Origin of the sequence: Kordia aestuariivivens (genome assembly GCF_014397005.1) — a bacterium.
Taxonomy (GTDB): Bacteria; Bacteroidota; Bacteroidia; order Flavobacteriales; family Flavobacteriaceae; genus Kordia; species Kordia aestuariivivens.
Genome location: NZ_JACGWS010000018.1, coordinates 1 through 26,581 on the forward strand (window position 1 = coordinate 1; position 26,581 = coordinate 26,581).

Annotated in this window: 28 protein-coding genes; 23 read left to right on the forward strand and 5 right to left on the reverse strand. The window is 34.7% G+C overall.

What is annotated here, in order from left to right; translation table 11 throughout:
* Nucleotides 1–651 precede the first annotated feature (651 nt).
* Together H2O64_RS21335 and H2O64_RS21340 are read right to left on the reverse strand one after the other, a co-directional pair.
* Nucleotides 652–1,311 carry an aspartate kinase gene (locus H2O64_RS21335; RefSeq protein WP_187564270.1) on the reverse strand — a complete coding sequence of 220 codons (660 nt, stop codon included), beginning with the start codon at nucleotides 1,309–1,311 and terminating at the stop codon, nucleotides 652–654.
* An 83-nt stretch (nucleotides 1,312–1,394) separates the two neighbouring features.
* On the reverse strand, nucleotides 1,395–1,754 hold the full coding sequence (locus H2O64_RS21340; protein WP_187564271.1) for a YraN family protein: 360 nt from the start codon (nucleotides 1,752–1,754) through the stop codon (nucleotides 1,395–1,397).
* 160 nt (nucleotides 1,755–1,914) lie between these two features.
* Here H2O64_RS21340 and H2O64_RS21345 point away from each other — a divergent pair, with 160 nt between their 5' ends.
* Complete coding sequence (locus H2O64_RS21345) at nucleotides 1,915–2,703, forward strand: class I SAM-dependent methyltransferase (protein WP_187564272.1); 789 nt, start codon at nucleotides 1,915–1,917, stop codon at nucleotides 2,701–2,703.
* A gap of 263 nt (nucleotides 2,704–2,966) precedes the next feature.
* On the opposite strand, the gene H2O64_RS21350 is transcribed toward H2O64_RS21345, so the two are convergent.
* A complete protein-coding gene (locus H2O64_RS21350; RefSeq protein WP_187564273.1) occupies nucleotides 2,967–3,857 on the reverse strand; it encodes a S66 peptidase family protein in 891 nt (296 codons plus the stop codon).
* Nucleotides 3,858–4,087: 230 nt separating this feature from the next.
* Between H2O64_RS21350 and metG the strand changes: the two genes are divergently transcribed.
* The 3 genes from metG (at nucleotide 4,088) to H2O64_RS21365 (ending at nucleotide 7,677) form a co-directional block, all read left to right on the forward strand.
* A complete protein-coding gene (gene metG / locus H2O64_RS21355) occupies nucleotides 4,088–6,136 on the forward strand; it encodes a methionine--tRNA ligase (RefSeq protein WP_187564274.1) in 2,049 nt (682 codons plus the stop codon).
* Between the two features lie 93 nt (nucleotides 6,137–6,229).
* Nucleotides 6,230–6,745 carry a ferritin gene (locus H2O64_RS21360; RefSeq protein WP_187564275.1) on the forward strand — a complete coding sequence of 172 codons (516 nt, stop codon included), beginning with the start codon at nucleotides 6,230–6,232 and terminating at the stop codon, nucleotides 6,743–6,745.
* A 209-nt stretch (nucleotides 6,746–6,954) separates the two neighbouring features.
* The gene (locus tag H2O64_RS21365) at nucleotides 6,955–7,677 is read left to right on the forward strand and encodes a hypothetical protein (RefSeq protein WP_187564276.1); all 723 of its coding nucleotides are present in this window, start codon (nucleotides 6,955–6,957) and stop codon (nucleotides 7,675–7,677) included.
* 108 nt (nucleotides 7,678–7,785) lie between these two features.
* Here H2O64_RS21365 and H2O64_RS21370 read toward each other — a convergent pair whose 3' ends face one another.
* Nucleotides 7,786–9,330 carry a hypothetical protein gene (locus tag H2O64_RS21370; protein ID WP_187564277.1) on the reverse strand — a complete coding sequence of 515 codons (1,545 nt, stop codon included), beginning with the start codon at nucleotides 9,328–9,330 and terminating at the stop codon, nucleotides 7,786–7,788.
* Nucleotides 9,331–9,489: 159 nt separating this feature from the next.
* Here H2O64_RS21370 and H2O64_RS21375 point away from each other — a divergent pair, with 159 nt between their 5' ends.
* The 14 genes from H2O64_RS21375 to H2O64_RS21440 all read left to right on the forward strand — a co-directional run bounded on the left by H2O64_RS21375 (nucleotide 9,490) and on the right by H2O64_RS21440 (nucleotide 21,559).
* On the forward strand, nucleotides 9,490–10,662 hold the full coding sequence (locus tag H2O64_RS21375; protein ID WP_187564278.1) for a 2-isopropylmalate synthase: 1,173 nt from the start codon (nucleotides 9,490–9,492) through the stop codon (nucleotides 10,660–10,662).
* A complete protein-coding gene (gene leuC, locus H2O64_RS21380; protein ID WP_187564279.1) occupies nucleotides 10,662–12,053 on the forward strand; it encodes a 3-isopropylmalate dehydratase large subunit in 1,392 nt (463 codons plus the stop codon). The genes H2O64_RS21375 and leuC overlap by 1 nt, the downstream gene beginning before the upstream one ends.
* A gap of 9 nt (nucleotides 12,054–12,062) precedes the next feature.
* Nucleotides 12,063–12,647 carry a 3-isopropylmalate dehydratase small subunit gene (gene leuD / locus H2O64_RS21385; RefSeq protein ID WP_187564280.1) on the forward strand — a complete coding sequence of 195 codons (585 nt, stop codon included), beginning with the start codon at nucleotides 12,063–12,065 and terminating at the stop codon, nucleotides 12,645–12,647.
* A 2-nt stretch (nucleotides 12,648–12,649) separates the two neighbouring features.
* A complete protein-coding gene (gene leuB / locus H2O64_RS21390; protein WP_187564281.1) occupies nucleotides 12,650–13,765 on the forward strand; it encodes a 3-isopropylmalate dehydrogenase in 1,116 nt (371 codons plus the stop codon).
* A 115-nt stretch (nucleotides 13,766–13,880) separates the two neighbouring features.
* Nucleotides 13,881–14,102: a hypothetical protein gene (locus H2O64_RS21395; RefSeq protein WP_187564282.1), complete on the forward strand. Its 222-nt coding sequence runs from the start codon at nucleotides 13,881–13,883 to the stop codon at nucleotides 14,100–14,102.
* A gap of 6 nt (nucleotides 14,103–14,108) precedes the next feature.
* On the forward strand, nucleotides 14,109–14,408 hold the full coding sequence (locus tag H2O64_RS21400) for a type II toxin-antitoxin system RelE/ParE family toxin (protein ID WP_187564283.1): 300 nt from the start codon (nucleotides 14,109–14,111) through the stop codon (nucleotides 14,406–14,408).
* Nucleotides 14,409–14,593: 185 nt separating this feature from the next.
* Nucleotides 14,594–16,486: a phosphoglycerate dehydrogenase gene (serA, locus tag H2O64_RS21405; RefSeq protein ID WP_187564284.1), complete on the forward strand. Its 1,893-nt coding sequence runs from the start codon at nucleotides 14,594–14,596 to the stop codon at nucleotides 16,484–16,486.
* Between the two features lie 270 nt (nucleotides 16,487–16,756).
* Nucleotides 16,757–17,413 carry a PAQR family membrane homeostasis protein TrhA gene (trhA, locus tag H2O64_RS21410; protein ID WP_187564285.1) on the forward strand — a complete coding sequence of 219 codons (657 nt, stop codon included), beginning with the start codon at nucleotides 16,757–16,759 and terminating at the stop codon, nucleotides 17,411–17,413.
* Between the two features lie 32 nt (nucleotides 17,414–17,445).
* Nucleotides 17,446–17,928: a hypothetical protein gene (locus tag H2O64_RS21415; protein WP_187564286.1), complete on the forward strand. Its 483-nt coding sequence runs from the start codon at nucleotides 17,446–17,448 to the stop codon at nucleotides 17,926–17,928.
* 244 nt (nucleotides 17,929–18,172) lie between these two features.
* Entirely contained in the window at nucleotides 18,173–19,036 is an 864-nt protein-coding gene (locus tag H2O64_RS21420; protein ID WP_187564287.1) for an Lcl domain-containing protein, read from the forward strand.
* 110 nt (nucleotides 19,037–19,146) lie between these two features.
* Nucleotides 19,147–19,893, forward strand: coding sequence for a hypothetical protein (locus H2O64_RS21425; RefSeq protein ID WP_187564288.1), 747 nt, complete (start codon nucleotides 19,147–19,149; stop codon nucleotides 19,891–19,893).
* 58 nt (nucleotides 19,894–19,951) lie between these two features.
* On the forward strand, nucleotides 19,952–20,611 hold the full coding sequence (locus H2O64_RS21430) for a hypothetical protein (RefSeq protein WP_187564289.1): 660 nt from the start codon (nucleotides 19,952–19,954) through the stop codon (nucleotides 20,609–20,611).
* A 3-nt stretch (nucleotides 20,612–20,614) separates the two neighbouring features.
* Nucleotides 20,615–21,043, forward strand: a complete 429-nt coding sequence (locus H2O64_RS21435; RefSeq protein ID WP_187564290.1) for a VOC family protein — start codon at nucleotides 20,615–20,617, stop codon at nucleotides 21,041–21,043.
* Nucleotides 21,044–21,067: 24 nt separating this feature from the next.
* The gene (locus tag H2O64_RS21440) at nucleotides 21,068–21,559 is read left to right on the forward strand and encodes a DKNYY domain-containing protein (protein WP_187564291.1); all 492 of its coding nucleotides are present in this window, start codon (nucleotides 21,068–21,070) and stop codon (nucleotides 21,557–21,559) included.
* 475 nt (nucleotides 21,560–22,034) lie between these two features.
* Here H2O64_RS21440 and H2O64_RS21445 read toward each other — a convergent pair whose 3' ends face one another.
* Nucleotides 22,035–22,733, reverse strand: coding sequence for a peptidoglycan DD-metalloendopeptidase family protein (locus H2O64_RS21445; protein ID WP_187564292.1), 699 nt, complete (start codon nucleotides 22,731–22,733; stop codon nucleotides 22,035–22,037).
* 151 nt (nucleotides 22,734–22,884) lie between these two features.
* On the opposite strand from H2O64_RS21445, the gene H2O64_RS21450 reads away from it, so the two are divergent.
* The 5 genes from H2O64_RS21450 to H2O64_RS21470 all read left to right on the forward strand — a co-directional run bounded on the left by H2O64_RS21450 (nucleotide 22,885) and on the right by H2O64_RS21470 (nucleotide 26,580).
* Nucleotides 22,885–23,136 carry a type II toxin-antitoxin system ParD family antitoxin gene (locus H2O64_RS21450; RefSeq protein ID WP_187564293.1) on the forward strand — a complete coding sequence of 84 codons (252 nt, stop codon included), beginning with the start codon at nucleotides 22,885–22,887 and terminating at the stop codon, nucleotides 23,134–23,136.
* Nucleotides 23,129–23,428: a type II toxin-antitoxin system RelE/ParE family toxin gene (locus tag H2O64_RS21455; protein WP_187564294.1), complete on the forward strand. Its 300-nt coding sequence runs from the start codon at nucleotides 23,129–23,131 to the stop codon at nucleotides 23,426–23,428. Before H2O64_RS21450 ends, H2O64_RS21455 begins: the two co-directional genes overlap by 8 nt.
* Nucleotides 23,429–23,482: 54 nt before the next feature.
* Nucleotides 23,483–24,070, forward strand: a complete 588-nt coding sequence (locus tag H2O64_RS21460) for a hypothetical protein (RefSeq protein ID WP_187564295.1) — start codon at nucleotides 23,483–23,485, stop codon at nucleotides 24,068–24,070.
* A gap of 189 nt (nucleotides 24,071–24,259) precedes the next feature.
* Nucleotides 24,260–25,327 carry a linear amide C-N hydrolase gene (locus H2O64_RS21465; RefSeq protein WP_187564296.1) on the forward strand — a complete coding sequence of 356 codons (1,068 nt, stop codon included), beginning with the start codon at nucleotides 24,260–24,262 and terminating at the stop codon, nucleotides 25,325–25,327.
* 140 nt (nucleotides 25,328–25,467) lie between these two features.
* Complete coding sequence (locus H2O64_RS21470) at nucleotides 25,468–26,580, forward strand: metallophosphoesterase (protein ID WP_187564297.1); 1,113 nt, start codon at nucleotides 25,468–25,470, stop codon at nucleotides 26,578–26,580.
* Nucleotide 26,581: the final 1 nt, after the last annotated feature.

A 26,581-nucleotide genomic window follows, 5' to 3' on the forward strand; every position in this document is an offset into this window, starting at 1 on the left:
AACACTGTAAACTAACTTCGCTTTTTTATTGTGACCGTTTTTAATCTCAATTAATCAAAGCTTGAGATCAAAACAAAATTAGACCAAAAAGAAAATCGCCTAAAAATTACTTTTTAGACGACCTCTTCTCGTAAAACTAAAATTACGTTTAAGAGTTTGTAAATTTCAGATCTGATAAATTAATTTCTCTAAAAGAAAAATACCCTGTAATTTATCTATCTACTAAACAGAAATCAGCAATTCTTCCACGCAAGCTCTTCTATGTCATAAAACATACATTTTACAACAGATATATGGTGTTTTTTACTTCAGTTTCTTATACAAAACAACAGACAATACATATCATGTCTATTGATAATATAAACGTTGGCAAAATCGAAATGTAACTAAATAATCTTTGATTAGTTCTTTACAGAACCTGCAAATAAGGTAGACGTTAGGGGTAACGTTTTGTGTAGTCTTTACACGTTAAAATCTAAATACTAGAAACGTATTTTGGCTGAAACACCTTCTAATTTTTCTTAAATCTATACAAATGTAATCGAACTACAAAACAAAGAACCGAATTTATATCGATCCTAAATAGCGTATAAATACCTGTTTTTTTAATAATTACAGAAGAAACACACGCGGAACTTTCAAGGTATACTCCTAGAGTGATTTCAAGTTTTTAATGACGGTAAAAGCTTTATCTACTTGTTCATCATTTACTAAAATTGTAAACTCATTCGTTGTTGAAATGACTTCATAAATATTGATACCTTCCCAAGATAAACGCTGAAAAATAAAGTAATAAATCCCAGGAACATTTACATTATCTTTTGGCAATTTGACTGTGATTGAAGATAAATTTTCTTGTTTTTCCAATAAGATTTCATGCTGAAAAAACTTTCCTACTAATTCCGAAACTTCATTACTAACCACAATATTAGATTCGTTTACACCACGAGACGATGTATAAAAAACAGTATTCAAACCTTCAATTTCAGACATAAATGCTGCCTGACTTTTTAATAAAGTGTCCGATACTTTAAAAGTATAATCGTTCAACGCTGAACGTACGGTAATTTCTCCAATATTGCGGACAAATTTCAATACTCTGTGTGTGACACGAAACTCCAATTCGGAAGACAATCGCTTCAATGCCATTACAATAGCACCATTTTTCACCTCTTTCCCCAATTGCTGTTCAATTTCAGGTTTTATCAAGCGTGATAACGATGTCAAATTGATGATTCCTTGTGATAAAGCACTCGATAAAAATGGCTTAGTTTTTATGTACTCTTCTACAATTGAAGAAATGGTTTTCATTAGTCTATAATTTTAGTAGACTGCGAAAATACAAACATAAAAAGTAGTTTCAAAACAATTTGTTATAATTATAACATCATTTTTTAAAAATGATAAAAGGCATCTTCTATATGATTTATTGTGACATTCGTTTTATCAAATACAATGGCAATAATATCAAACCTGACGTCCACATTCAGGTCGTTCTCATTTACGTATTGATCAATTGCTTTGACCAATAATTTAATCTTTTTAGGGCTTACAAACTCCTCTGGATTTCCGAAATCTGAGGAAGTTCTCGTTTTTACTTCTACAACTGCCAAAGTTTCTCCTTTTCGTGAAATGACATCAACTTCTGCTTTTTGAAACCGATAATTGGTCTCCAATATTTCATAGCCATTTGCTATCAGATGTTGTACCGCCAACTTTTCACCTTCAATTCCTAAATCATTATGTGCTGCCATAAACTATACTTCTAAAATTTTACATAAAATACACATCTTACACCTAAAAATCAACAGTAATTCTCAAAAAAACAAGATACAACTATCAGTTTTTGTGATGATTACCTACAATATGCGAAATTTTATATTTAGTATCTTAGTGCATACTAAATAATTCCAGATGGAAGCAAAATACAATCACATTGGAAAAGGGTACAACACTACTCGAAGAGCAGATCCTTACTTATTAGAACGACTTCACTATCACTTAAACCCAATTAACGAAGGATTATATTTAGATATTGGCTGCGGCACAGGAAATTACACGTCACAATTACATGATGAAGAAATACGATTTATTGGGATTGATCCTTCTGAAAAAATGCTCGATAAGGCAAAAAAAACAGTTCCACAGATTGAATGGAAACTAGGCAAAGCAGAAAACATTCCACTTGAAAACAATAGTATGGAAGGTGTTGTCGGAACCTTAACATTACACCATTGGGATAATTTAGAAAAAGGATTCTCCGAACTCTTTCGTGTGATGAAACCCTATACAAACGTGGTCTTTTTTACAGCTACACCAAAACAAATGAAAGGATATTGGCTCAATCATTATTTCCCGAAAATGTTAGCAGATTCTATGCAACAAATGCCGTCGATGGAAAAAATTACGAACGCAATGAATGCCGCAGGGTTTAACGATATTTTCATTGAAAAATATAACATTCAACCCAATTTAAAAGATCAGTTTTTATACGCTGGAAAGCAAAATCCATCATTATACTTAGATGAAAATGTTCGCAATGGCATTTCTTCTTTTTCACACTTAGCACATCAAGATGAAGTACAAAAAGGCTTGACACAGCTTGAAAAAGATATCGCTTCTGGTGAAATCAATACGATCATGAAAACGTATGAAAACAAGGATGGTGATTATTTATTTCTATTAAGTCAAAAAGAAGGTTAAATAGCTTGTGAAGGTTTTTTTGATTCTTTTTCTGAAGTATAGAAAAGGTTTTGCGTTAAAAATTTTTGAAGCCTTGGAAAAAATTTAGCAAAAGTTTTTCGGTTTTAGTTTTCCGAAGAGAAAACTAAAAATACCTCTAGAAAAAGCGCACTTTCTTTTGTTTCTGTTTTCTTTGTGCGAGCAAAGAAAATGAAAATAAAAAACTACAAATTCCCTATTTAACTGTAATCGCGAATAAATACTTCATTTTTATTTTAAATATATCAAAAAGTAAGTTTAACTTCATCATCAACAGAAAAAGTAACTTCTCTTCCAAAAATCAACGCACGATTGTCATCCAAATGTCCTGCTGGAAAATTGAAGCAAATTGGGAAATCGTATTCCGCAGTAATATCCAAAATAATTTCGTGTGCAGTTTTTCCAAAAGGAACTGAATTATCATGCATATCGGTCATTCCGCCAACAATCAATCCGGCTAAACCGTCAAAATAACCATTGCGTTTCAAGTTCATCAACATGCGATCAATATGATACAAATATTCATCTAAATCTTCCAAAAACAGAATTTTTCCTTTGGTACTTAAACTCAAATCGGAACCTGTCATGCTATACAACATGCTCAAATTTCCTCCTATCAATTCGCCAGTAGCAGTTCCTTTTCTATGATAAGAAACATTCGGAATTGTATACTGTAGGCTTTCGCCGAATAGTACTTGGCGTAAACTTTCAATAGCTTCTGATGTGTTTTTTGAAACATTAATCGGCATGGTTGCATGCAAGATTTCAACGTTCAATTGCTGTGCCTTTGCATGCAAAACGGTAATATCAGAATAGCCAATAATCCATTTTGGTTTTTGCGCAAATCGTGAAAAATCTAAGTGATCAATAATACGAATCGTTCCATAGCCGCCGCGTGCGCACCAAATTGCATCAATATTTTCATCGTCCATAAACTGTTGGAAATTCAATGCACGTGTCATATCATCGCCAGCAAACTGGTTTTCTTCTAGATCAATCGTTGTTCCTAGAACAACTTTTAAATCCCAACTATGTAGTAATTCAATAGCAGCTTCAATTTCCGCAATGGAAATTTTGCGTGCGGTTGATAAAATACCGACAGTAGCTCCTTTGTGTAATGATTTGGGTTGGTTCATATATTAAAAGTAGTAGAAAATAGATAGATCGTGTTTTTCAATATAAACAAAATTCTTTTTTAGATGATCTGCAAAAAAACTCGTTTTTGTGACTTTTAATCTATAATTAATGCCATTTCCAGCAAATTTCAGCATAAAAATCATGAAGGAATCCTTATTTTTGCACGTTAATTATACGGTTTTCATCACTAAAGTGAATTTAAAATCGAAACTTATTGAATTGAAACGAAATGACTCAGAATCCAAAACGTTATACTATTACTGCTGCATTACCATATACAAATGGTCCTATCCACATTGGACACTTGGCTGGTGTGTATGTTCCTGCTGATATTTATGCACGCTATTTACGATTAACAGGCAATGATGTTGCTTTTATCTGCGGAAGCGACGAACACGGTGTAGCCATTCCGATGCGCGCCAAAAAAGAAGGTGTTTCGCCGCAAGTCATTATTGATAAATATCACGGAATCATCAAGCAATCGTTTCATGATTTTGGAATTTCGTTTGATAACTATTCAAGAACTTCTTCGGAAATTCATCACGAAACTGCGTCTGACTTTTTCAAAAAATTATACAACGACGGCGAATTTATTGAAGAAGTAACCGAACAATTATACGATGCAGAAGCCGATCAGTTTTTAGCCGATCGTTTCGTTACAGGAACCTGCCCAAAATGTGGTCATGAAGAAGCATACGGCGATCAATGTGAAAACTGTGGAAGTTCGTTAAGCGGCACCGAATTGATCAATCCGAAATCAACGATTACAGGAAACGTTCCCACCTTAAAACAAACAAAACACTGGTTTTTACCATTAGATAAATACAGCGATTTTCTCAACGAATGGATTGTAGAAGGTCACAAAAAAGATTGGAAACCCAATGTGCTCGGACAAGTAAAATCGTGGATTGATGATGGTTTACGACCGCGCGCTGTCACTCGCGATTTAGATTGGGGAATTCCAGTTCCTGTGGAAGGTGCAGAAGGAAAAGTATTATATGTTTGGTTTGATGCGCCTATCGGATACATTTCGGCAACGAAAGAATGGGCAGCCAGTGAAGGAAAAGATTGGGAATTGTATTGGAAAGACAAAGACACAAAGTTGGTACACTTTATCGGAAAAGATAATATTGTATTTCACTGTATCATTTTCCCATCGATGTTAAAAGCGCATGGCGATTATATTTTGCCAGACAATGTGCCTGCTAACGAATTTTTAAACTTAGAAGGAAATAAATTATCAACGTCCAAAAACTGGGCAGTTTGGTTGCACGAATATTTAGAAGATTTTCCTGGAAAAGAAGATGTATTGCGGTATGCGTTAACCGCGAATGCACCCGAAACGAAAGACAACGATTTCACTTGGAAAGATTTTCAAACGCGCAACAACAGTGAATTAGTTGCGATTTTAGGAAACTTTATCAATCGTGTGGTGGTATTGACGCATAAATATTACGACGGAATTATTCCTGAGAATACAGGTGATTATGAAGAAATGGGCAACATTAAGCATTTTCCAGCGACCATTTCAAGTTCTATAGAACGCTACCGTTTCCGTGAAGGAAGCCAGGAATTGATGAACTTAGCGCGACTCGGAAATCAGTTCTTACAAGCCAACGAGCCTTGGAAAAAGATCAAAGAAGATCCTGAAACAGTAAAAGGAATCATGTATGTAGCGCTTCAAATTGCAGCAGCACTTGCGGTTTTATCAGAACCATTTTTACCATTTACATCCAACAAATTAAAAAATATTTTAGCGCTTGACGCTGATTTAGGATGGAATGACGTTGCAACAAAAGACGTTTTGATTCCTGCAGGACATAAAATTAATCCTGGCGAATTATTATTCGCGAAGATTGAAGACAAAGACATTCAAATACAATTGGACAAACTAGAAGCAACGAAAAAAGCGAACGAAGCCGCAAATAAAGTGGTAACACCGCAAAAAGAAACGTCAACATTTGATGATTTCACAAAACTAGACATTCGTGTTGGAACCATTGTAGAAGCTGAAAAAATGCCAAAAACAAAGAAGCTTCTAGTCTTAAAAGTAGACACCGGATTAGACACACGAACGATTGTTTCTGGAATTGCAGAAAGTTTCAAGCCTGAAGAAGTTCTTGGAAAAAGAGTCACAGTTTTGATCAATTTAGCACCAAGAAAATTACGTGGTGTGGAAAGTGAAGGCATGATTTTAATGACGGAAACACCCGAAGGAAAACTTGTTTTTGTAAATCCTGACGAAGAAAACGTAACTAACGGAGCGGTAATTAGTTAATTTCCCTTTAGTTAGAATAAATTAAAATTACACTGCTTGTGAGTATAACTCACGGGTAATGCGTATTTTTACAATTCCAAAAAGAAAAGAGTTATGTTATCAGAACAAATGCAAAATGCGTTAAATGCGCAAATCAAAATAGAAGCCGAATCTTCACAAGTATATTTAGCCATGGCAAGCTTCGCTGAAACGCAAGGGTTTGAAGGTGTTTCATCATTTATGTACATGCATTCTGATGAAGAACGCCAACACATGTTAAAATTTGTGAAGTATGTAAATGAACGTGGCGGACATGCTACGATTTCAGAATTATCGAAGCCACCATTAGAATATGGTTCGTTAAAAGAAATGTTTGAAGAGTTATTTGCACACGAAGTAAAAGTTTCAAAAAGTATCAACGATTTAGTTCATATCAGTTTGCAAGAACAAGATTATGCAACGCACAACTTTTTACAATGGTATGTAGCGGAGCAAATTGAAGAAGAAGCATTGGCACGTACTATTTTAGATAAAATCAATCTAATTGGAGACGATAAAGGTGGATTGTACTTGTTTGACAGAGATGTTCAAGCAATTACCGTGCAACCTTCTACAGGTCCAGCAGTATAAAAACACTGGATTTATAAAGCACAAAAGCGATTGAAAATTTCAGTCGCTTTTTTTTGTGTGTTTAAATATCGTCATTGGGCTAGATTTATATTTATATAACAATTAATTATATTTACAGAATGGACAATCTTTCACATTACAAGCTTATTTATTTAGACACTAATATAGTAAGTGACTTATGCAAAACGGGAAATCTGCTAAATAGATTCATGACTAGGTTTCCTCCAAATAAAGACTACTTGCTTTCCTTTAGCACTTACACTTTGTATGAAATAAGCAAAAGTGATAAGTTTTATAATCAATTCAAGAAATTATACTCATTATATCCTTGTGTTATCGTAATGTCGTATTTTCCACTTGCGGTAAAGGAATTAGCATCCATAGAAAATAAAGCCGAAATCGTAAACCCAATTATGTTAGCTCCAGTTGGTATTAACATCGAAGGAAAAAATATGAATCCTGATTCATTAGATATTCTTTTAAACAAAAGTTCTGTTAAAGAAGCGTTTCTAAATGTTGAATCTTACACATCTAATTATTTTGAGGAAATTTCGAAATTACTTGATCATACAGACTTTCTAAGTATTAAGAATAATATGAAAAACAAAAAAAATGTTTTCATTAAAAAGTTTATTCGTTATGAAATGAAAGAGAGATTTTTATTTCCTGAGAACCGAGAACTAGACTTATCAAAACTGAAAAAACTAAAATCACTTGAAGTTCTAGCTTATTCTATCTATTATAAATTTTTTTCAGATCAAAATCGAAAAGTTTCAGTAAATGACATAGTGGATGTATTAATTATGACAACTGTCCCTTATGTACATACTTTTATTTCAGAAAGGAACTCGATTGATATATTGAAAACAGTTCAGAAACAAACTAATTTATTTAATCTAGTAAATCTCTTAGTATTATCTGACCTACGATGATCTTGACTTTTGTATGGGATTTAGAATCTTTTTTACTCATCACTATTAACTAAAACCATACAAGCTAATCACAAGTTACAAACTATACAAAAATCTTAAAAATCCAAATCATCGCACCAATTCCTTAGCTTTCGCTTGAATAATCTCGGCAACAGGTTTATTCTCAATTTTACTTTCGAGCCACGAAATAATATCTAAATACAAAAAGGCTCTGCGTTCGTACGGATCCGATTCGTATTCCTTCAACTTTGCGTGCAAACCTTCAAAAGCTTTCTTAATTTCATGCGGATAGATATCACCTAAACTTCGTAAAAACTTAATCATTTCCTTTTGAACATCTTGCAAATCGTTCATCTTCAATAAATACTTATACGTGCTTTTCAATTGGGTTTCCAAATGATAATCCAAGCCTAATTCGTAATGCGCCACCAAATTCAAAATTCGGGCAAAACACACCAAATCTTCACGCACTTTCAATGATTTATTACTGATAATTTTCTGCAAATACGCAATACAATTTTTGTTATCGCCTGCGCCAAAATACAACGAGGCAATTTTATAATAAAACACCATCACGTGATGTTGATCAATTCTGTTTTCGTACGTAGCAATCTTTTCATTTACCTCAGCAATCAAGTGCAAACCTTCGCTAAATGTGCCTTTTAGAAAATGATAATTCAGTTTATTCATATACACATACAAAAAGCCCAAAACTTCTGTATTATCGTTTTTAGGAATCACTTCATTCTCAATATCTTGCTCCAATTGCAACAACACTTCGTTAAATTTTGATTCGTGTTTAATGAAAAATAACGACTCCAATAAATAATGATTTCCTTTCAAATAAAACACCGGATTAATGGTAATCATCTTCTCCGATGATCGAAATAAATCAACCCATTTACTAGCGTATTTATAACTCGATAAAAAATCTTGTGTCAAAAAACTATACCACAAATGTGCTTTGTACAACCATAATTTCTCTCTAAATCCAAGTTGATCCATTGAAAATTTTGGCAAGCGATTGTTAAAATAGGTTTTAATAATTTCGTAATCTTCTTCGTTCTTTACATAACCCGTTTTTAACAAAATGCCATACAATTGCAACGACAAATTAGACAGTTTACTCGTCAAAACATTTTGTATACTCAACGATTTGGCTTGCTCAGACAACACATCGGCTCTACTTCTGATACTTCTTGTAATATATTGTGTTTCAATAATTTTTTCCAGCTCTACAATTTCATACGCAATATTTTTTTCTTCATGTTCCATCGCTAACAACTTAGCTTTGTCGAGCAGTTTCAAGCTTTGCGAATACAAACCTTTATTGTACAAAATAGTTGCGTAGTCTAATTGTTCTCGAATGGTAATTCGGATATTATGTTGTGCAGGATTTAAGCGTAGACTCTTTAAAATTTGCTTATATAAATTAGCTTTTAAGTTTGATAATTGTTGTTTGGTGACAATTTTCTTCTTCAAGATAGCTTGCTCGTCATACACTGGACTTTTATCTAAAAAAGTGAATAATGCCAAGTATTTAGAATCGGCATTTCCCTCAAATCGTCCAACATATAGTTTGAATTGTCGCTTTTCCGATTTAGACAACGATTTAATCAATACAAATAAGGATTCCTTTTGTGGGTTTGGCATTGTAAAAAATTATTTTTTAAAATACTGATTATCAATATTTTAAATTGCATATTTAGTGTTTTAGCGAGTGTAAAATCAAACAATAGATCTTATACTTTCGAAGATACAAAGTATACATTCGTATGGATAAAAAGAAATAAACGCTTAAAATATTAATACATGAGTTCAAATCGAGTCCATATTTTTGATACAACTTTACGTGATGGTGAGCAGGTTCCAGGCTGTAAACTAAACACCGATGAAAAGTTAATGATTGCTTCGCAATTAGACAATTTAGGTGTTGATGTCATTGAAGCTGGGTTTCCAGTTTCGAGTCCAGGAGATTTCCAATCGGTTCAAGCAATTGGAAAACTGATAAAAAATGCAACAGTTTGCGGACTCACAAGAGCCGTAAAAAACGATATAAAAGTAGCTTCAGAAGCATTAGTGTACGCTAAAAGACCACGAATTCACACAGGAATCGGAACTTCTGAATCACACATGAAATATAAATTTAACGCAACACCTGAACAAATTATAGAACGTGCAGTTGCTGCGGTTGCGTATGCAAAAACGTTTGTAGAAGATGTAGAATTCTATGCAGAAGATGCTGGAAGAAGCGACAATGAGTTTTTAGCTAGAGTCTGCGAAGCTGTGATCAAAGCTGGCGCAACAGTGTTGAACATTCCTGATACAACTGGGTATTGTTTGCCTGATGAATACGGAGCCAAAATAAAATACTTAAAAGAAAACGTTACTGGAATTCACAACGCCATACTTTCTTGCCATTGTCATAACGATTTAGGATTGGCTACTGCAAACTCTATTGCAGGTGTTTTAAATGGCGCACGACAAATAGAATGTACGATCAACGGAATTGGCGAACGTGCAGGAAATACTTCGTTAGAAGAAGTAACTATGATTCTAAAACAACATCCCGATTTAGAATTAAATACAAATATCAACTCAAGAATGTTGACAAGTATCAGTCAATTAGTTTCTGATACGATGGGAATGCCTGTGCAACCAAACAAAGCGATTGTGGGTGCAAATGCATTTTCGCACAGTTCAGGAATTCATCAAGATGGTGTGATTAAAAATAGAGAAACCTATGAAATCATGGACCCAAAAGATGTTGGTGCTGCAGATTCGGCTATTGTATTAACTGCAAGAAGCGGAAGAGCTGCGTTGGCGTACAGAGCTAAAAATGTTGGGTACGACCTAACCAAAAGAGAATTGGATACCATATATGTAGACTTTTTAAATTTTGCTGACAAAAACAAAGAAGTAACCGATACAGATATTCATCAGATTATAAAAATGAATGCTGTTTCAAAAAGAATGTACGCATAATGGGAAAAACATTATTTGATAAAGTATGGGATTCACATGTCGTAGACAGCATTCCCAATGGACCACAAATTTTATACATTGACAAACATTTAATTCATGAAGTAACGAGTCCGCAAGCATTCAATGAATTAAAAAAACGAGACATTCCAGTTTTCAGACCGAAACAAATTGTAGCAACTGCCGATCACAATACACCAACAGTAGATCAACATTTGCCTGTAAAAGACGCTTTGTCTCGAAATCAACTGGAACAATTACAACAAAACTGCGACGAACACAACATAGAATTATATGCATTAGGACACAAATACAACGGAATCGTTCACGTGATGGCACCCGAATTGGGAATCACACAACCTGGAATGACGATGGTTTGCGGCGACAGTCACACCTCCACACACGGTGCCTTTGGCGCGATTGCTTTCGGAATTGGAACAAGTCAAGTTGCACAAGTATTTGCAAGTCAATCATTATTATTAAAGAAACCAAAAAAGATGCGCATTACCGTAAATGGTACAACGCACAAAAACGTACTTCCGAAAGATGTCATCTTATATATCATTTCAAAATTAGGAACGGATAGCGGAACCGAACACTTTATAGAGTTCGCTGGCGACGTATTTAAAAATATGTCTATGGAAGGACGCATGACGGTTTGCAACATGAGTATAGAAATGGGCGCGCGTGGCGGCATGATTGCGCCTGACGAAACCACTTTTGCATACATAGCAGGCAAAAAATTTGCACCAAAAGGCACTGATTTTGACACCAAAGTTGCCTATTGGAAAACGTTGAAAACGGACGATTCCGCGGAATTTGACACGGAATTTACGTTTGACGCTTCCGACATTACGCCAATGATTACGTTTGGTACAAATCCAGGGATGGGAATTCAACTTACAGAAAACATTCCGACAGGAAAAGATGCCAACTTAGAGAAATCGCTCCAATACATGAATTTCGAAAAAGGCGCTTCGTTGCTTGGACAAAAAGTAAACTATGTCTTCATCGGAAGTTGTACCAATTCTAGAATTGAAGATTTTAGAGTTGTCGCAGACTATGTAAAAGGCAAGCAAAAAGCATCAAATATTAATGCTTGGTTAGTGCCAGGTTCGCAATTGGTTGTAGAACAAATAAAAAAAGAAGGTTTAGACAAAGTATTTGAAGCAGCAGGTTTCAAGTTGCGTCAACCAGGTTGTTCAGCGTGTTTGGCAATGAATGATGATAAAATTCCGGAAGGCGAATATTGCGTTTCTACGTCTAACCGAAATTTTGAAGGACGACAAGGACAAGGTTCGCGTACGTTATTAGCGAGTCCGTTAGTAGCAGCGGCAACTGCCATTGCAGGAGAAATAATTGATGTTAACGTTCCAGTATTGGAAGAAGCCTAAAAATAGAGTATGAGCACATTCAAAAAAATCACATCTACGGCGTATCCATTACCCGAAGAAAATATAGACACCGATCAAATCATTCCTGCGCGCTTTCTAAAAGCGACCGACAGAGAAGGTTTTGGTGAAAATTTATTTAGAGATTGGCGCTATCACAATGATGGAAGCGAAAATACTGATTTCGTATTAAATCAAACGCACTATTCAGGTGCAATTTTGGTAGCTGGACATAACTTTGGTTGCGGTTCTAGTAGAGAACACGCGGCTTGGGCATTGAAAGACTTTGGATTCAGCGTTATCATATCGAGTTTCTTTGCAGATATTTTCAAAGGAAATGCATTAAACAATCATGTATTGCCAATTCAGGTGACACCTGACTATTTAGAGCAACTATTACAAACCATACAAGAAGATCCAAAAACCGCGATTGAAGTCAATTTAGACGAGCAAACGGTTACTTTTGGAGCAAACAAAGTTACGTTTGACATTGATCCGTATAAAAAACTGTGCTTACAAAATGGATATGATGATATTGACTTTTTAGTCAGTAAACTATCCAACATTGAAGCATTTGAAAAACAACATATATATTAGTTATGAACTTACACATTGCAGTCCTTTCAGGTGATGGAATTGGTCCTGAAGTTACGAGTCAATCCATAAAAATATTAACTGCGATCGCAGAGAAATATCAGCATACCTTTACGTTTGAAAATGCATTGGTTGGCGCTATTGCCATCGATGAAACTGGAAATCCATTGCCCGAAAAAACATTAGACCTTTGTTTGGATGCAGATGCCGTATTATTTGGCGCTATTGGCGATCCAAAATACGATAATGATCCTTCAGCGAAAGTACGTCCCGAACAAGGTTTATTAGCCTTGCGAAAAGCACTGGGTTTATTTGCCAACATTCGTCCTGTAAAAGCGTATGATACTTTATTGGACAAATCGCCTTTAAAAAAACATATCATTCAAGATACAGATATTGTTATTTATCGCGAATTGACTGGCGGAATTTATTTTGGTAAAAAAACATTAAGTGAAGATGGTACAAAAGCTTCTGATTTATGTGAGTATAGCCGAGGAGAAATAGAACGCGTTGCGCATTTGGCTTTTAAAGCTGCTCAAGGCAGAAGAAACAAGTTGACATTAGTTGACAAAGCCAATGTACTAGAAACTTCTCGTTTGTGGCGAAAAGTGGTGACGGCAATGGCTTCACATTATCCTGATGTTGCTTTAGATTTTCTTTTTGTAGACAATGCTGCGATGCAAATGGTGTTAAATCCGAGTCAGTTTGATGTCATTTTAACGGAGAACATGTTTGGTGATATCATTTCGGATGAAGCCAGCGTTATTGGCGGATCAATCGGTTTATTAGCGTCTGCCTCTATCGGAAGCAAATATGCGTTGTTTGAACCAATTCACGGTTCGTATCCGCAAGCTACAGGAAAAGGAATTGCAAATCCGGTTGCATCTATTCTATCGGCAGCGATGTTGTTAGATCATTTTGGATTGTCGGAAGAAGCCGAAACCGTTAGAAGTGCCGTAGAACATACCATCAATTTAGAAATTTGCACACCCGATCTAAATAAAGATGGCGGCTATTCCACAGAAAATGTAGGAACATTTATAGAAGAATTCATCGCAAATAGCGGTGGAATACATATCAATTCAGGAAATATAAAAGTAGGTCAATCTACCATAATTTAGTGATTAGAGTACCTAGTATTCCCTTTCGTTTGCCCGAAAGGGGATACTTTTTAGTTCATTCATTCTCAAGCATCTAGAAAATATTCTCTATTTTTGCATCAATAAAAGATTGAAAATGAATATTCAAGCTGAAAAAATAGAATTATTGAAATTGTTATCGAATACCGATAATCCTAAAACTATTCAAGCAATCAAGCAAATCTTTGAAAAAGAAAATGCTACTGATTTGTGGGACGAACTAACTGCGGAGCAAAAAGCTGAAATTAAACAAGCTACTTCTGAAATTGAAAGCGGAAATGTTACTGATTACAATTCATTTATGGCAAACCATAAATAAGTAAGAATGAACAGAAAAGTGAAAATTTCAGAAACTGCAGAAAGAAAACTTGAAAAACTTTTTGATTCTCTACTCAAAAATTGGTCTGTAAAGGTAAAGTTTGACTTTATAAAAAAATTAGATAAGTCTATTAAGGTTATAAAATTACACCCTAAAATATTTCCCGAAGTACAGAAAGGCAGTGGACTTTATAGATGCGCAATTACTAAGCTAACACCTTTGTATTATCGATTTAACACGGAAACAATATTCATAGTTACCATTTTTGATACAAGACAAAATCCATCAAATTTGAAAAACTCATAAAATAAAATGTGTCACATCGAGCACAGCCGAGATGACAAAAAACCACAAATCACACCGAGAACTTTCAATCTGAAAGTAAGAAACATTCTTATCAACAAAACTATTAGAATTGTTCATTGAATCTTACCAAAGGCATCGTTCCTGTGAAATGATTTTAATACTTTTACAGCTATATTTAATAGATCATGAAAATCGCTCAAAAAAATTATATTTTCGATTTCGACAGCACACTTACGAGTGTGGAAGCATTGGATGTTTTAGCCGAAATCACTTTGGTAAACAATCCGAAGAAAAACGAAATTATTGAAGAAATTCAAGAAATTACCAACTTAGGAATTGACGGCGAAATTTCCTTTACGGAATCGTTAGAGCGACGCATTAAGTTATTGCATGCGCACAAATCTAATTTGGATGAATTAATCCGCAGATTGCATCAACAATTATCATCTTCTATTGAAAGTAACAAAGAATTTTTTGAGAACTATGCGGATGATATTTATGTAATTTCATGCGGATTCAAAGAGTTTATCGAACCTATTGTGAAAGAATACAATATTCCTGCCGATCGTGTGTATGCGAATACATTTACGTTTGATGAAGAAGGTCATATTATTGGGTTTGATGCCGAAAATGTACTCTCGCAACACAACGGGAAAATTCAATGTTTAAAAGACATGGGGCTCGAAGGAGAAATTCAGGTAATTGGCGATGGATATAGCGATTATGTGATGCGTGAAGCTGGTGTTGCCGATAAGTTTTTTGCCTTTACAGAAAATGTTTCTAGAGACAAAGCGGTAGACAAAGCTGATCATGTAACTCCAAATTTGGACGAGTTTTTATTTGTAAATAAATTACCGCGAAACATCTCGTATCCAAAAAATAGAATCAAAATATTATTACTAGAAAACATTCACTCTGACGCGTTTGACCGTTTGGCAGATGATGGATTTAGTGTAGAAATATTATCGCACAGTTTATCAGAAGACGATTTAATCGAAAAAATAAAAGACATTCACGTGTTGGGAATTCGTTCCAAAACGCAAGTCACACCGAAAGTCATTAAAGCGGCTAAAAAGTTATTAACGATTGGTGCTTTTTGTATCGGAACGAAGCAAATAGATTTAGAATCGTGTAAAGAACACGGAATTGTCGTATTCAACGCGCCATACAGCAATACGCGTTCGGTGGTTGAATTGGCAATTGGAGAAATTATTATGTTGATGCGAAGTGTATTTCCTCGAAGTACCGAATTGCACAACGGACAATGGAATAAGACTGCAAAAGGTTCACGTGAAGTACGTGGAAAGAAACTCGGAATTATTGGATATGGAAACATTGGAAAGCAATTATCTGTCTTAGCAGAAGCCATGGGAATGGTGGTTCATTATTACGATATTGAAGATCGATTGGCACTTGGAAACGCTCGAAAATGTAACTCTTTGGAAGAATTATTAGCGATTTCAGATGTGGTTTCATTACACGTAGATGATAATGCTGCGAATAAAAATTTCTTTGGCAAAGCTCAATTTGACCAAATGAAAGATGGTGCTATCTTAATCAACTTAGCTAGAGGTTTTGTGGTAGATATTGAAGCTTTAAAAGCGGCAATTGAAAGTGGTAAAATTGCAGGTACTGCTGTAGATGTATATCCAGAAGAACCACGTGCTAACGGAGCGTTTGAAACACCATTGAAAGGACTCAACAATGTAATTTTAACGCCACATGTTGGTGGAAGTACGGAAGAAGCACAACGTGATATAGCCGATTTTGTTCCGAATAAAATTATGGCATACATCAACTCTGGAAATACAGTTGATGCCGTCAACTTTCCAAACATTCGCTTACCACGACAAACCAATGCGCATCGTTTCTTGCACATTCACAAAAACGTACCTGGAATCATGGCGAAAGTCAACAAAGTATTGGCAAAATACGAATTGAACGTAACTGGACAATATTTATCTACGGATAGTAAAGTTGGGTATGTAATTGTGGATGTAGACAAAGAGTACAACAAAAAAGTAACCTCAGCGTTGAAGAATGTAGAGCATACGATTAAGTTTCGGATATTGTATTAAAAAGAGAAAAGAGCCTAGATCGCTTTGCTTATAGAAAATAGACACTTAGGAACGTCAGATCGAGTGGTTTTTTTCATGGAGAGCAATCGAAATGAAAAAAATTGTATCGAGATCTAATTTCTGTCATTCCTGCGAAGGCAGGAATCCATCAAGAATAAGGGTAGATTCCGCAACAAGTGCGGAATCAACTAGAAACAAACTTTCAATTAAAACCACTTGGTAACATCATAGAAATCGAAGTTACCTTTTTAATCCACAAAAAAATACTCTTTGAAACCTAAAAAAGAAGTTGTCTATTATTCGCCTTTAGAGGAAAAACTCAATATCGTTTCGCACGGAATTGGCGTAGTTTTGGGTGTCATTGCGTTGGTGTTTTTAATCATTCATGCGGCGCAACATGGTGAAACCGTTCACATTGTAAGTTTTACAATATATGGTTTTAGTATTATCATTTTGTATTTGGCTTCTACCTTATATCACAAAGCAACAAAACCACTACTGCGAAACCGACTGCGTATTTTTGATCATGCAGCGATATATGTGCTTATTGCAGGAACCTACACACCTTTTGCGCTCGTTACACTCAAAGGAACGACAGGCTGGGTTATTTTTGGAACCGTTTGGGCATTTGCCGCGATTGGAATTACGATGAAACTCTTCTTTACAGGCAAATTTGACAAGCTTTCCACTATGATGTATGTTTTTATGGGTTGGATTATTGTTTTTGCTATCAAACCGCTCATCGCGAATTTACCAAGTGAAGGTTTATTTTGGTTGATGGCTGGTGGCGCTGCGTATACGATTGGCGCAATTTTATACAGCATTCGCAGTTTAAAGTTTAATCATGCTATCTTCCATGTTTTTGTCTTAATTGGAAGTGTTTGTCACTTTATTTCTGTGTATTGGTATGTGTTGCCGAGAGGTTAGTCATTCATTAATCAAATTAAAAATAATCTATTATGAAAATCTTATTGAAAGCATTCATAATAGTTGTGGTGCTATTTACAATATTTATAACCTTATTTTTAGTTGCATTTGGCGATTACACAAATAGAACACATTTCAAAATTTACTCTTCTGACAAAAGTCAATGTGTTACTATTATTACCAAAGGTTATTTTCGATATATTATTGATGGGAAACATAGTATTGTACCAACTTCTAATTATATAAAACTTGACGTTAGAAATATTGATAGTTTGGGAGATGAGATTGGAGTTTGTTGGCATAATGGAAACTACGAATGGGAAATTGTCAATGATCGCGCTATTATTATTGAAAATAAGCTTGATACAACTCGTTTTAAATTCAATACAAGCTGGGAAAAAGATGAGCGAGGTATTCCAAATCCCAAAAAATATTTAGCGCCAAATTGCGGAACAATGGATTTGTTAAGAATGGAAGACCTTCTTTCTGGTGAAAATATAATTATAGAAAATTAAAACTATTAATAGCTAACCATTCCACTTTTCTTCACCATAAAGCCCTAAGTATAAACACGCGTTTTCACGATTCTGCTTTAACCCAATTCATCTTTTCAGTATCTTTAGTTCCTGCACAACGTAAGACTTCCCTATTAATTTACACATCCGTCGAGCTTTGCAAAAAATAGCTGTTGGAGTCCAGATCCCACGTTAAAAAACGGAACAATGCTGTAAAAAATATGGAGCAAAAAAACAATTGAGTATGGTTATAGTAAATACCCTAGAAGGTCAGGCGCGTGTGCGACTTTATATTAAAGATAAAAATTTGTATCTGACAAGATCTTTAAGTAGTCAAAAATTTCTTGAAGGTAAAAATAATAGATTTGGAGATATTGGAAAGGTTTCATGGTGGGAAATTCATCCCGTAGAAGCTGGAAAACCCGAAAAAGGAAATCGATTTTCTAATGACGGTTTTTATATATCTACTAAAATTACTGAAGTACTATATAGGTCGCCCCAAGCCATAGAATTAGTAAAAGATGAAGCGCATGCAGTTATTTTATATGCTAGAGCACCAAGCGAATCTTCAACTACTTTTGTACTTACTTCTGGTATAGATAATCATTCAAGCAGAGCACTTTCGCTAACTGCTCGAGGTGACGTTGGTATATATCATTTATTACTTCCAAATGACGAAACACCTATATTTCAACACTTTATACCAAAAGGAAATCTACAACCGTTACCTTATAAAGTAGGCGACCATGTTGGTGGTGGTATTGTATTTTGGGTGAATGATGATGGCAGCGAAGGACGCGTAGTTGCATTAGAAGATCAAGACAATGAAATCAATTGGTCAGAAGCTAAAGAGCTTTGTGAAAACTTAGAACTAAATGGATTTTCCGATTGGTACGCACCTTCTATTAGCGATTTAAAATACATGGAATTTAACTTAGACAGTGCAGGTTTGGGAGATTTTAATCAAGAGAAACCTTATTGGAGTTCTAAAGCCCACGATAAAACGCATGCTTGGACTTTTAAGTTTAAGGATCATGGAACGGCTATCGCACATCACAAAGTCAATTTATATAATACGCGTGCTGTTAGAGACATTAAAGCCGAATAAGAGCATCCATTATAATTTATAAAACCATAAAGCTAGGTTCGCCTAGTTTTATGGGTTTACTTTAAGACAGTTATATTTTTTAGTACATTTAAACAAAATCATATACAACAATGAGTGAAGAAGCTACAGAACCAAAAGAAAATAAAATTGTATCCGCTATCCTTTCCTTATTGCGTGAAACATTTATGGTAATCGTAGGAATTTTGCTAGCACTTCAAATTGATGGTTACGTAGGTGATATCGCGGATACAAATACACTGAAAAGTAATCTGAATTATGTCATTGAAGATTTAAACAATAACAAAAAAGCATTGCTAGCCATAAAAGAAGTAAAAGAAAAATCGATTGCTGCATGCACCGAACTTATTGACAACTACAAACAACACAAGTCGATGCATTCCGATGACATTCTGAATACGCTTGTGAGCATTCTTAAGACCAATAAATTTGTAAACGATCAAAGTGGTTTTGATAGAATTAAATCTTCTCCTTTGTATGAATCCGATGATTTTTTCTCGGTAAGAGATAAAATACGAACCTATAACGGCATCTTAGCAGATTTACGATTTACGGAAAACTTTATCAACACCTATATCACTTCGCTATCGCTAGAAATGTCTAAAAATGGAGAGTTGCTAAAAGTATTTGATTATGTTAGAATGAAACTTGGCATTGCGCAGTACAAAACAGCATTACCACATTTTGAGGTTGATGAAATTTTACGCGATAACAAACCACTACAAGCCGTATTGCATAAGTACGAATTTGATGCGCTTACGCTCATTGAAAACTATACAAAGCTTATTAAGACAGGTGAAGCGTTGCGCACTGAAATAAATACATATTTAGAAGAATAAAAGAAATAATGGTTTTTGCTTATAAAAAAGTTATTTTTAACATCTTCAATTTATATTCATGAAAAACATAGTCTTACTCTTTTTGATTGGAATGTCCAATCTTGCATTTTCACAAACGATGACACAAATTGATTCTATATCGAACATTTTCTGTGACTACCTGAAACAATCTGACATTAAAAATGATACGTTAAAAATAAATACACTCTACGAAAAGCAGTTTTATACATATCTAAGAAATGTTGAAAGTTCGAAAGTAGATAAAGTTGGAAACCAGCTTTATTATAGACTTCAAAGAAACTGTTTAGAATTTCGTGAATTGTTAGACAGGTTAGAACCGCCAAAAGAAGCTGTGGTAAGAATCACAGAAAAACCTACACCAGAAATTTCTCGAAAACAACTCAAGGAATTTAAAAACCAAAAAAAATTCTATTATTTTGAAGTTGCTGGAGACACAACTAAGGTCGTAATGAAAGATGGATTTTGGACAGACTCCTTTACTAATAAAACGTATTCTAAACTCACTTATAATTGGATTAATGATACTGAATTTGAATTAATTTTTATAGAAAGCAACAATGAATCGAGGTCAAACTTTAGTGCCAAAGGAGATAAATTCGTGTATCAAGTTTTGTCCAAAGAAGAAGATTTCTATTTTATGAGTGTGAATATTCCTGGGCAAAAAACGTTTGACAAATTTAAAATATATTACAAATAAACCATGCAACAACGCGTTACCATTATCGGGTTAGGAGTTACTAACTTAGAAGTTTCTACCGCTTTCTATATAGAAAAATTTGGCTGGAAAAAGATGAAATCAAGCAATGAACATATTTCGTTTTTTCAATTGAACGGTTTGTTACTTTCCTTATATCCAAAAGACAAACTTGCCGAAGATGCTACGGTTGATCCAACAGGTTCAGGATTCAAAGCATTTACACTCGCGTACAACACTCATTCTAAAGAGGAAGTTGACGAAATCATTACCAATTTGGCTTTCAAAGGCGTAAAAGTGGTCAAACAACCCGAACATGTTTTTTGGGGCGGTTACAGTGGTTACATTGCCGATCCGGATGAAAACCTATGGGAAATTGCGTATAATCCGTTTTTAGCATTAGACGCTGACGGAAATACGATTGAAGAAGCATAAATTATTTAATTTAAAAAAGCAATAATGAAACAGTTATTTATCGTTCTTATCTTTTTCCTGTGTATCACAAGTTGTAAAAACGAATACTATACACCCGAAGGAATAATTGACAAAACCGAAGAACTCATACAAAAAAAGCAACAGTGGACTTCACTAAACGATAAAGAAAGAGTTGATGGATATACCAGAATTGGAGATGCTATTTTTGGTGGAGAAATTGCTTGTAACGTTAAACCTCTAAAAGGTATAGATGTACAAACCTTTAAAGTGTTTGCGGGAACAAGTTATGCCAAAGACAAAAATCACGTGTATTATCCGCTACGTCAGCTTTGTATTGACTATACTGATTGTGGTGTATGTTATTACAGTGACATAATTATAACGTCTGCTAATGTAGAAAATTTTAGATATTTAGGAAAAGAATATGCAACCGATGGTAAGAATGTTTATTTCAGAGGAGAACTACTAAAAAATGCTGACGGCGCAACGTTTAAAGTAATTGACGGTCCTGAATAGTTCTATTTTGCAACTGATAAAAATGTTGTTTATAAACATAATACAATTTTCAAAGATGCGGATCCTAGTACGTTCTACTTTGACAAATCTGACACAAGAAATATTGATCAAAATTACCTTCACAAATACATCATTGGAGATAAAAATAAAGAATGGGAATTCACTCCACCAAGCACGATTACTGAAATTGAAAAACAATAATTAATCTGAGTTTGATATAAAAATTATAAGCGACGGGTTCTTTTTACGCAGTGTAGCAATCATTTTACGTTAAGAATTTTTGAAGCCTTGGAGAAAATTTAGTAAAATGATTGCGGTTTTAGCTTTCCGAAGAGAAGGCTAAAAACACCTCTGTAAAAAGCGCACTTTCTTTTGTTTCTTTTCTTTGTGCGAGCAAAGTAAAAGAAAATAGAAATCAAATACTTAGTTCTAATTTTTCAAGAAATACTTAAATTTTCATTTTGTAGAAGTTATATCAAACGCTCGTTAATCGCAACAACAAATTAGGGTCAGGACAATTTTCTTTATAAAATTCTACATCTTTCTTAGAAGCAACACCAGCATAATCGCCTGTATACCCTTGCATATCTTTAATGATTTGAAAATGTAAATGCGGCGGATAATCTCCATTCACACACGCATCGCCTAAGGTTGCGATTTGCGCACCTTTCTCAAACTTCTCACCTATTTGTATGGTTGAAATTGAAGTCAAGCTTAAATGACCATATAAGGTGTAAAACTCAAAACCATCAACCGTGTGTTTTAGAATGATTGTCGGTCCGTAATCGCCAAAGTTGGTATTGTTTTGAAAGCTATGCACTTCGCCATCCAAAGGTGTATAAATGGGCGTTTCGGCAGCAATCCACAAATCGAGTCCTAAATGAATATTGCGTTCGGTTTCAGGGTTTGTATCGTTGAAATAATCACTGCGTCGATAAATACCGCGCGTTTCCAAATACCCGCCAAAAGCAACTTTTGCATCGTGCGCTTTTATATGATTGTCAACATAAATTCCTAACTTCTCCGAAGAAGAAACATCCACAGTTTGCAGCATTTCATTTGTCACGGATAAATCCAGCGCGACATAGGCTGACTTTTGAATTTCAGCATCTAACACATACAATGATTGATTCCCTAAACGATGTAGCAATTGTGTGAATGTTGTTGTAGACATCAATTTTTATTTCAAAAATACAATTATTTTTTATCCGAAAGCCTGTCGCAGGTCTGCGGGAACGTTTCAAACACGTTAGTTATAGTTTGAACAACCAAACAAACTTGGACGTTTTACCAATTTTTGGTACATTTGATAAAACGATTGAAAAATGAGTAAAAATACATCTATATCACTTGGAGATTATTTTGATCAATTTATCCAAACCCAAATTTCTACTGGAAGGTATAAAAATGTTAGCGAAATAATTAGAGCTGGACTTCGACTCTTAGAAGACGAAGAAAGTAAGGTAATTGCTCTTAGAAATGCTATTCAAGAAGGATTGAATAGTCCAATAGTGGAAAACTTTGATTTTGATGAACACCTAGCAAAACTAAAATCTGAAAAAAGAAAAAATGGCTAAACTCATATTGAGGCAAAAAGCCATTGATGATCTAACAGATATTTGGGATTATACTTCAAAAACTTGGTCGGAAAATCAAGCTGATAAATATTATGGCATGATAAAATCTGCTTGTAGAGAAATCGCTAAAAGTGCTACAATCGGAAGAAGCTATGATAAAATTGAGAATAATTTATTGGGGCATAGCACTGGGAAACACATTATTTTTTACCAAATCGTTTCTAATAACGAAATTGAAGTCATTAGAATATTACACGAAAGAATGGATTTAAAGAACAAATTAACTGAATAAAAAAACCACCAACCCAATATCTCAACTTCAAAGAAAATAAGTATCTTCAACCTCTTGAAACCCAAAAAAACATATCTCAAAGGAAAATCTGTTTTCATCGTTTCGTTGCTTGTTATTGTTGCAACGGCGTTGACGGTATATCTTACAGGAATCAATTTTCATAGAAGTATCACTTCCAATTTTTACATTTCACTTGGCATTATTGCTGCAACACTGTTTCTGTTTTTAACATACGGATTGTACAAAGGTGCACGTATTGCCGACAACTTTCCCAAACTGAAAGATTTTAAAAGTCCTGAATGGTTCGGAAATGGAAATGGAACAGTAGGCGACGTACCTGATATTGGTATTGACATTGGCGATGGTATTGGCGGAGTGATTATTTCTATTATTCTATGGATTCTAATGTCAATCGTATTGGTGTTTTTACTTGTCGTACTAGAGACCATCTTTTGGTTTTCACTATTTATGATTCTAGCCATGTTGTATTGGGTGTTTTTTAGAGCCATGCGATTGGTGTTTTCAAAAGCGCATCACACACAAAACGATCTCGGATTATCAACAGTCTACGCGTTTGCCTACACATTTTTGTATATTGGTTGGATCTTCGGAATTGTATATCTAACGACCGTTTTGAAGTAAAAATAATCTTCTTTGAAATTCATATCTACATGAATTTGGCACGAATTACACTTGTATTACGCTAGCTAACAATTAATTCCTCCAAAAAAAAATAAACGGGTAGTTACACGCTGAACTTATAGGTTAAATAGTATTATCATTAGGTTCTTAAAAAAAGCCCTTTAGTAATCCATTAACCTATCATATATTATGTGTACACGAGTATTTAACAACAGAAACAAAGCGTATTTAACAACCGCTAGAAACATGGACTGGAATACCCAACTTCCTACAAGTCTATTTTCATACCAAAGTGGATTGATAAAATATGCGCTAGACAAAAAACAAGCTAAGAAAAAGAAATTTAAGAACAAGAATTGGAAATGGACTTCTAAGTATAGTAGTCTAGTAACTATGGTCGGAAATGAAGATCATGGATATGCAGCTTCAGACGGAATAAATTCGCAAGGATTGGTTGCGAATGTTCTCTACGCGAAAGGTTCTGACTATGAACTAGAAAAGAAGAAGGAATACAATCCACTCAATGTATTGCGATGGGTACAGTATGTCTTAGACAACTTTAAAACTGCTAAAGAAGTTCGCAATGAATTTGAAAACGGTGAAGTAGAACTTGTTGAAACAAAAGTTCCTGGAAGTGAATCTACTGCAGCGCTTCATCTTTCCGTATCAGATAGAAAAGGATACACAACAATTGTGGAAGTATATGGAGGAAAATATCATGTTCATTACGGAAAAGAATATAGTGTAATGACCAATGAACCAACCTATAAAATTCAACTTCAATTGAATAAATATTGGTCATGGCAATGGAATGACAACAACGATTTTCCAAGTCACACCATTCCTGGAGGTCCTTTTGCATCAGATCGTTTTGAAAGAGCATCTTACTATTATAATCATTTAGAAGCGCCTATAAACATACTTGAGTCTTTATCGCAAGCAAAATCTGTCGTAGCAAATGCTTCCGTACCAATTGGAATGCTAGGTTTTGAAGGACATCCTAATATTGCACCAACACTATGGTCGACACTTTCAGATCATAAACAATTAAAATATTATTTCTGCAACGCACGAACTCCAAATGTAGTTTGGGTAGATATGAATGGAAAACTACCTGCTGCTAAAGTTTCCAAATTAGACCTTGTGACAGAACATGATGGAGAGTTTACAAACATGAAATATGTTGGATGTATAAATAATAAATTAAAAGCTACGAAAGATCCATACGGGCCTTTCAAAATAAAATGTAAACACTAGACAACCATATTTAGATAAAACCGCTTATAATGAGCGGTTTTTTTTATCCTAAAACCCGTAAAAACACGCATAGTCACATCAGAACATTTTTCGTATTTTGTTTTGTATCTTGAAACACTAACTAACCAAAACCAATTCACATGAAATCAATCTATTACGTAGCCATCTTATCATGTCTATTTTTATTTACGAATTGTAAAGACAAAAAACCGAAAGAAGGAGAAAAAGCAGGACAAGCCGAAGCAGAAGTAGTAATCCCCGCAAAACCTATTTTTAGTTTTTCGTTTGTAGGCTGTAATCGTGTCAATTGGGGCGATGTTACAGATAGTATTCCTTCCACCGCAAATAGAGGCGTATTGGAACGCATTTTTAAAGAAATGGTTGCCGAAAAACAACAAACGGAGTTATTTTTCTTTTTGGGAGATTTGGTCCTTGCAGAAAGTACACTTCCAAAATTGAATACACAATTAGCTGCTTGGAAAAAATTGTATGACGCAAATCCGATTAGTACATCGGGTATAGAAATGGTTGCCGTTCCTGGGAATCATGAAATGTTGTATAGTGAAAAAGATAAATCAGGAAAATATAAAGAATATCCATTAAAAGGCGCTACCGATATTTGGTTGAAATATATGGGAGAATATATGCCTAAAAACCGTGATACTGTTGGAGGAAAAGAAAGTCACATCAATAGCATGACGTTTTCGTTTACGCGACATAATACAGGTTTCATTGTGATGAACACAGATACCTACAACGCGCCACCAACAGGAAAGACTCATGGTAAAGAAGGTATGGTGCCAACACCTTGGATTTTAAATAAAATTAAAGAATACCAGAAAGACGAAACCATCAAACATATTTTTCTTTTAGGACACAAACCGTATTATGTGTGTGGTGTTCCAAGAGTTGATCACAAAGGCTTGCCTGAAGGTCCAGTTATTTGGCCAGCCATGAAAGCTGGTGGCGTTACCGCAATGCTTTCTGCACATGTACATGATTATCAACGTTCGCAACCGGGAGATGAAGGTCCATACCAAATTGTGGCTGGAAATGGCGGAAGCGAAGGTGCTGCAACGTTTTTTGGCTATTCTACCATTACTATTTTAGATGATGGAAATGTAGAATTAGTCTCTAAAGGTTTTGATGTGGGAACTCCTTATAACAAAGTAAGTGACAAACCTTCAACGGTTAGAGATCGTACGATGTTGACAGCCACAAAGAATGCAAATCCGTATCCGTGTACTAATTAAA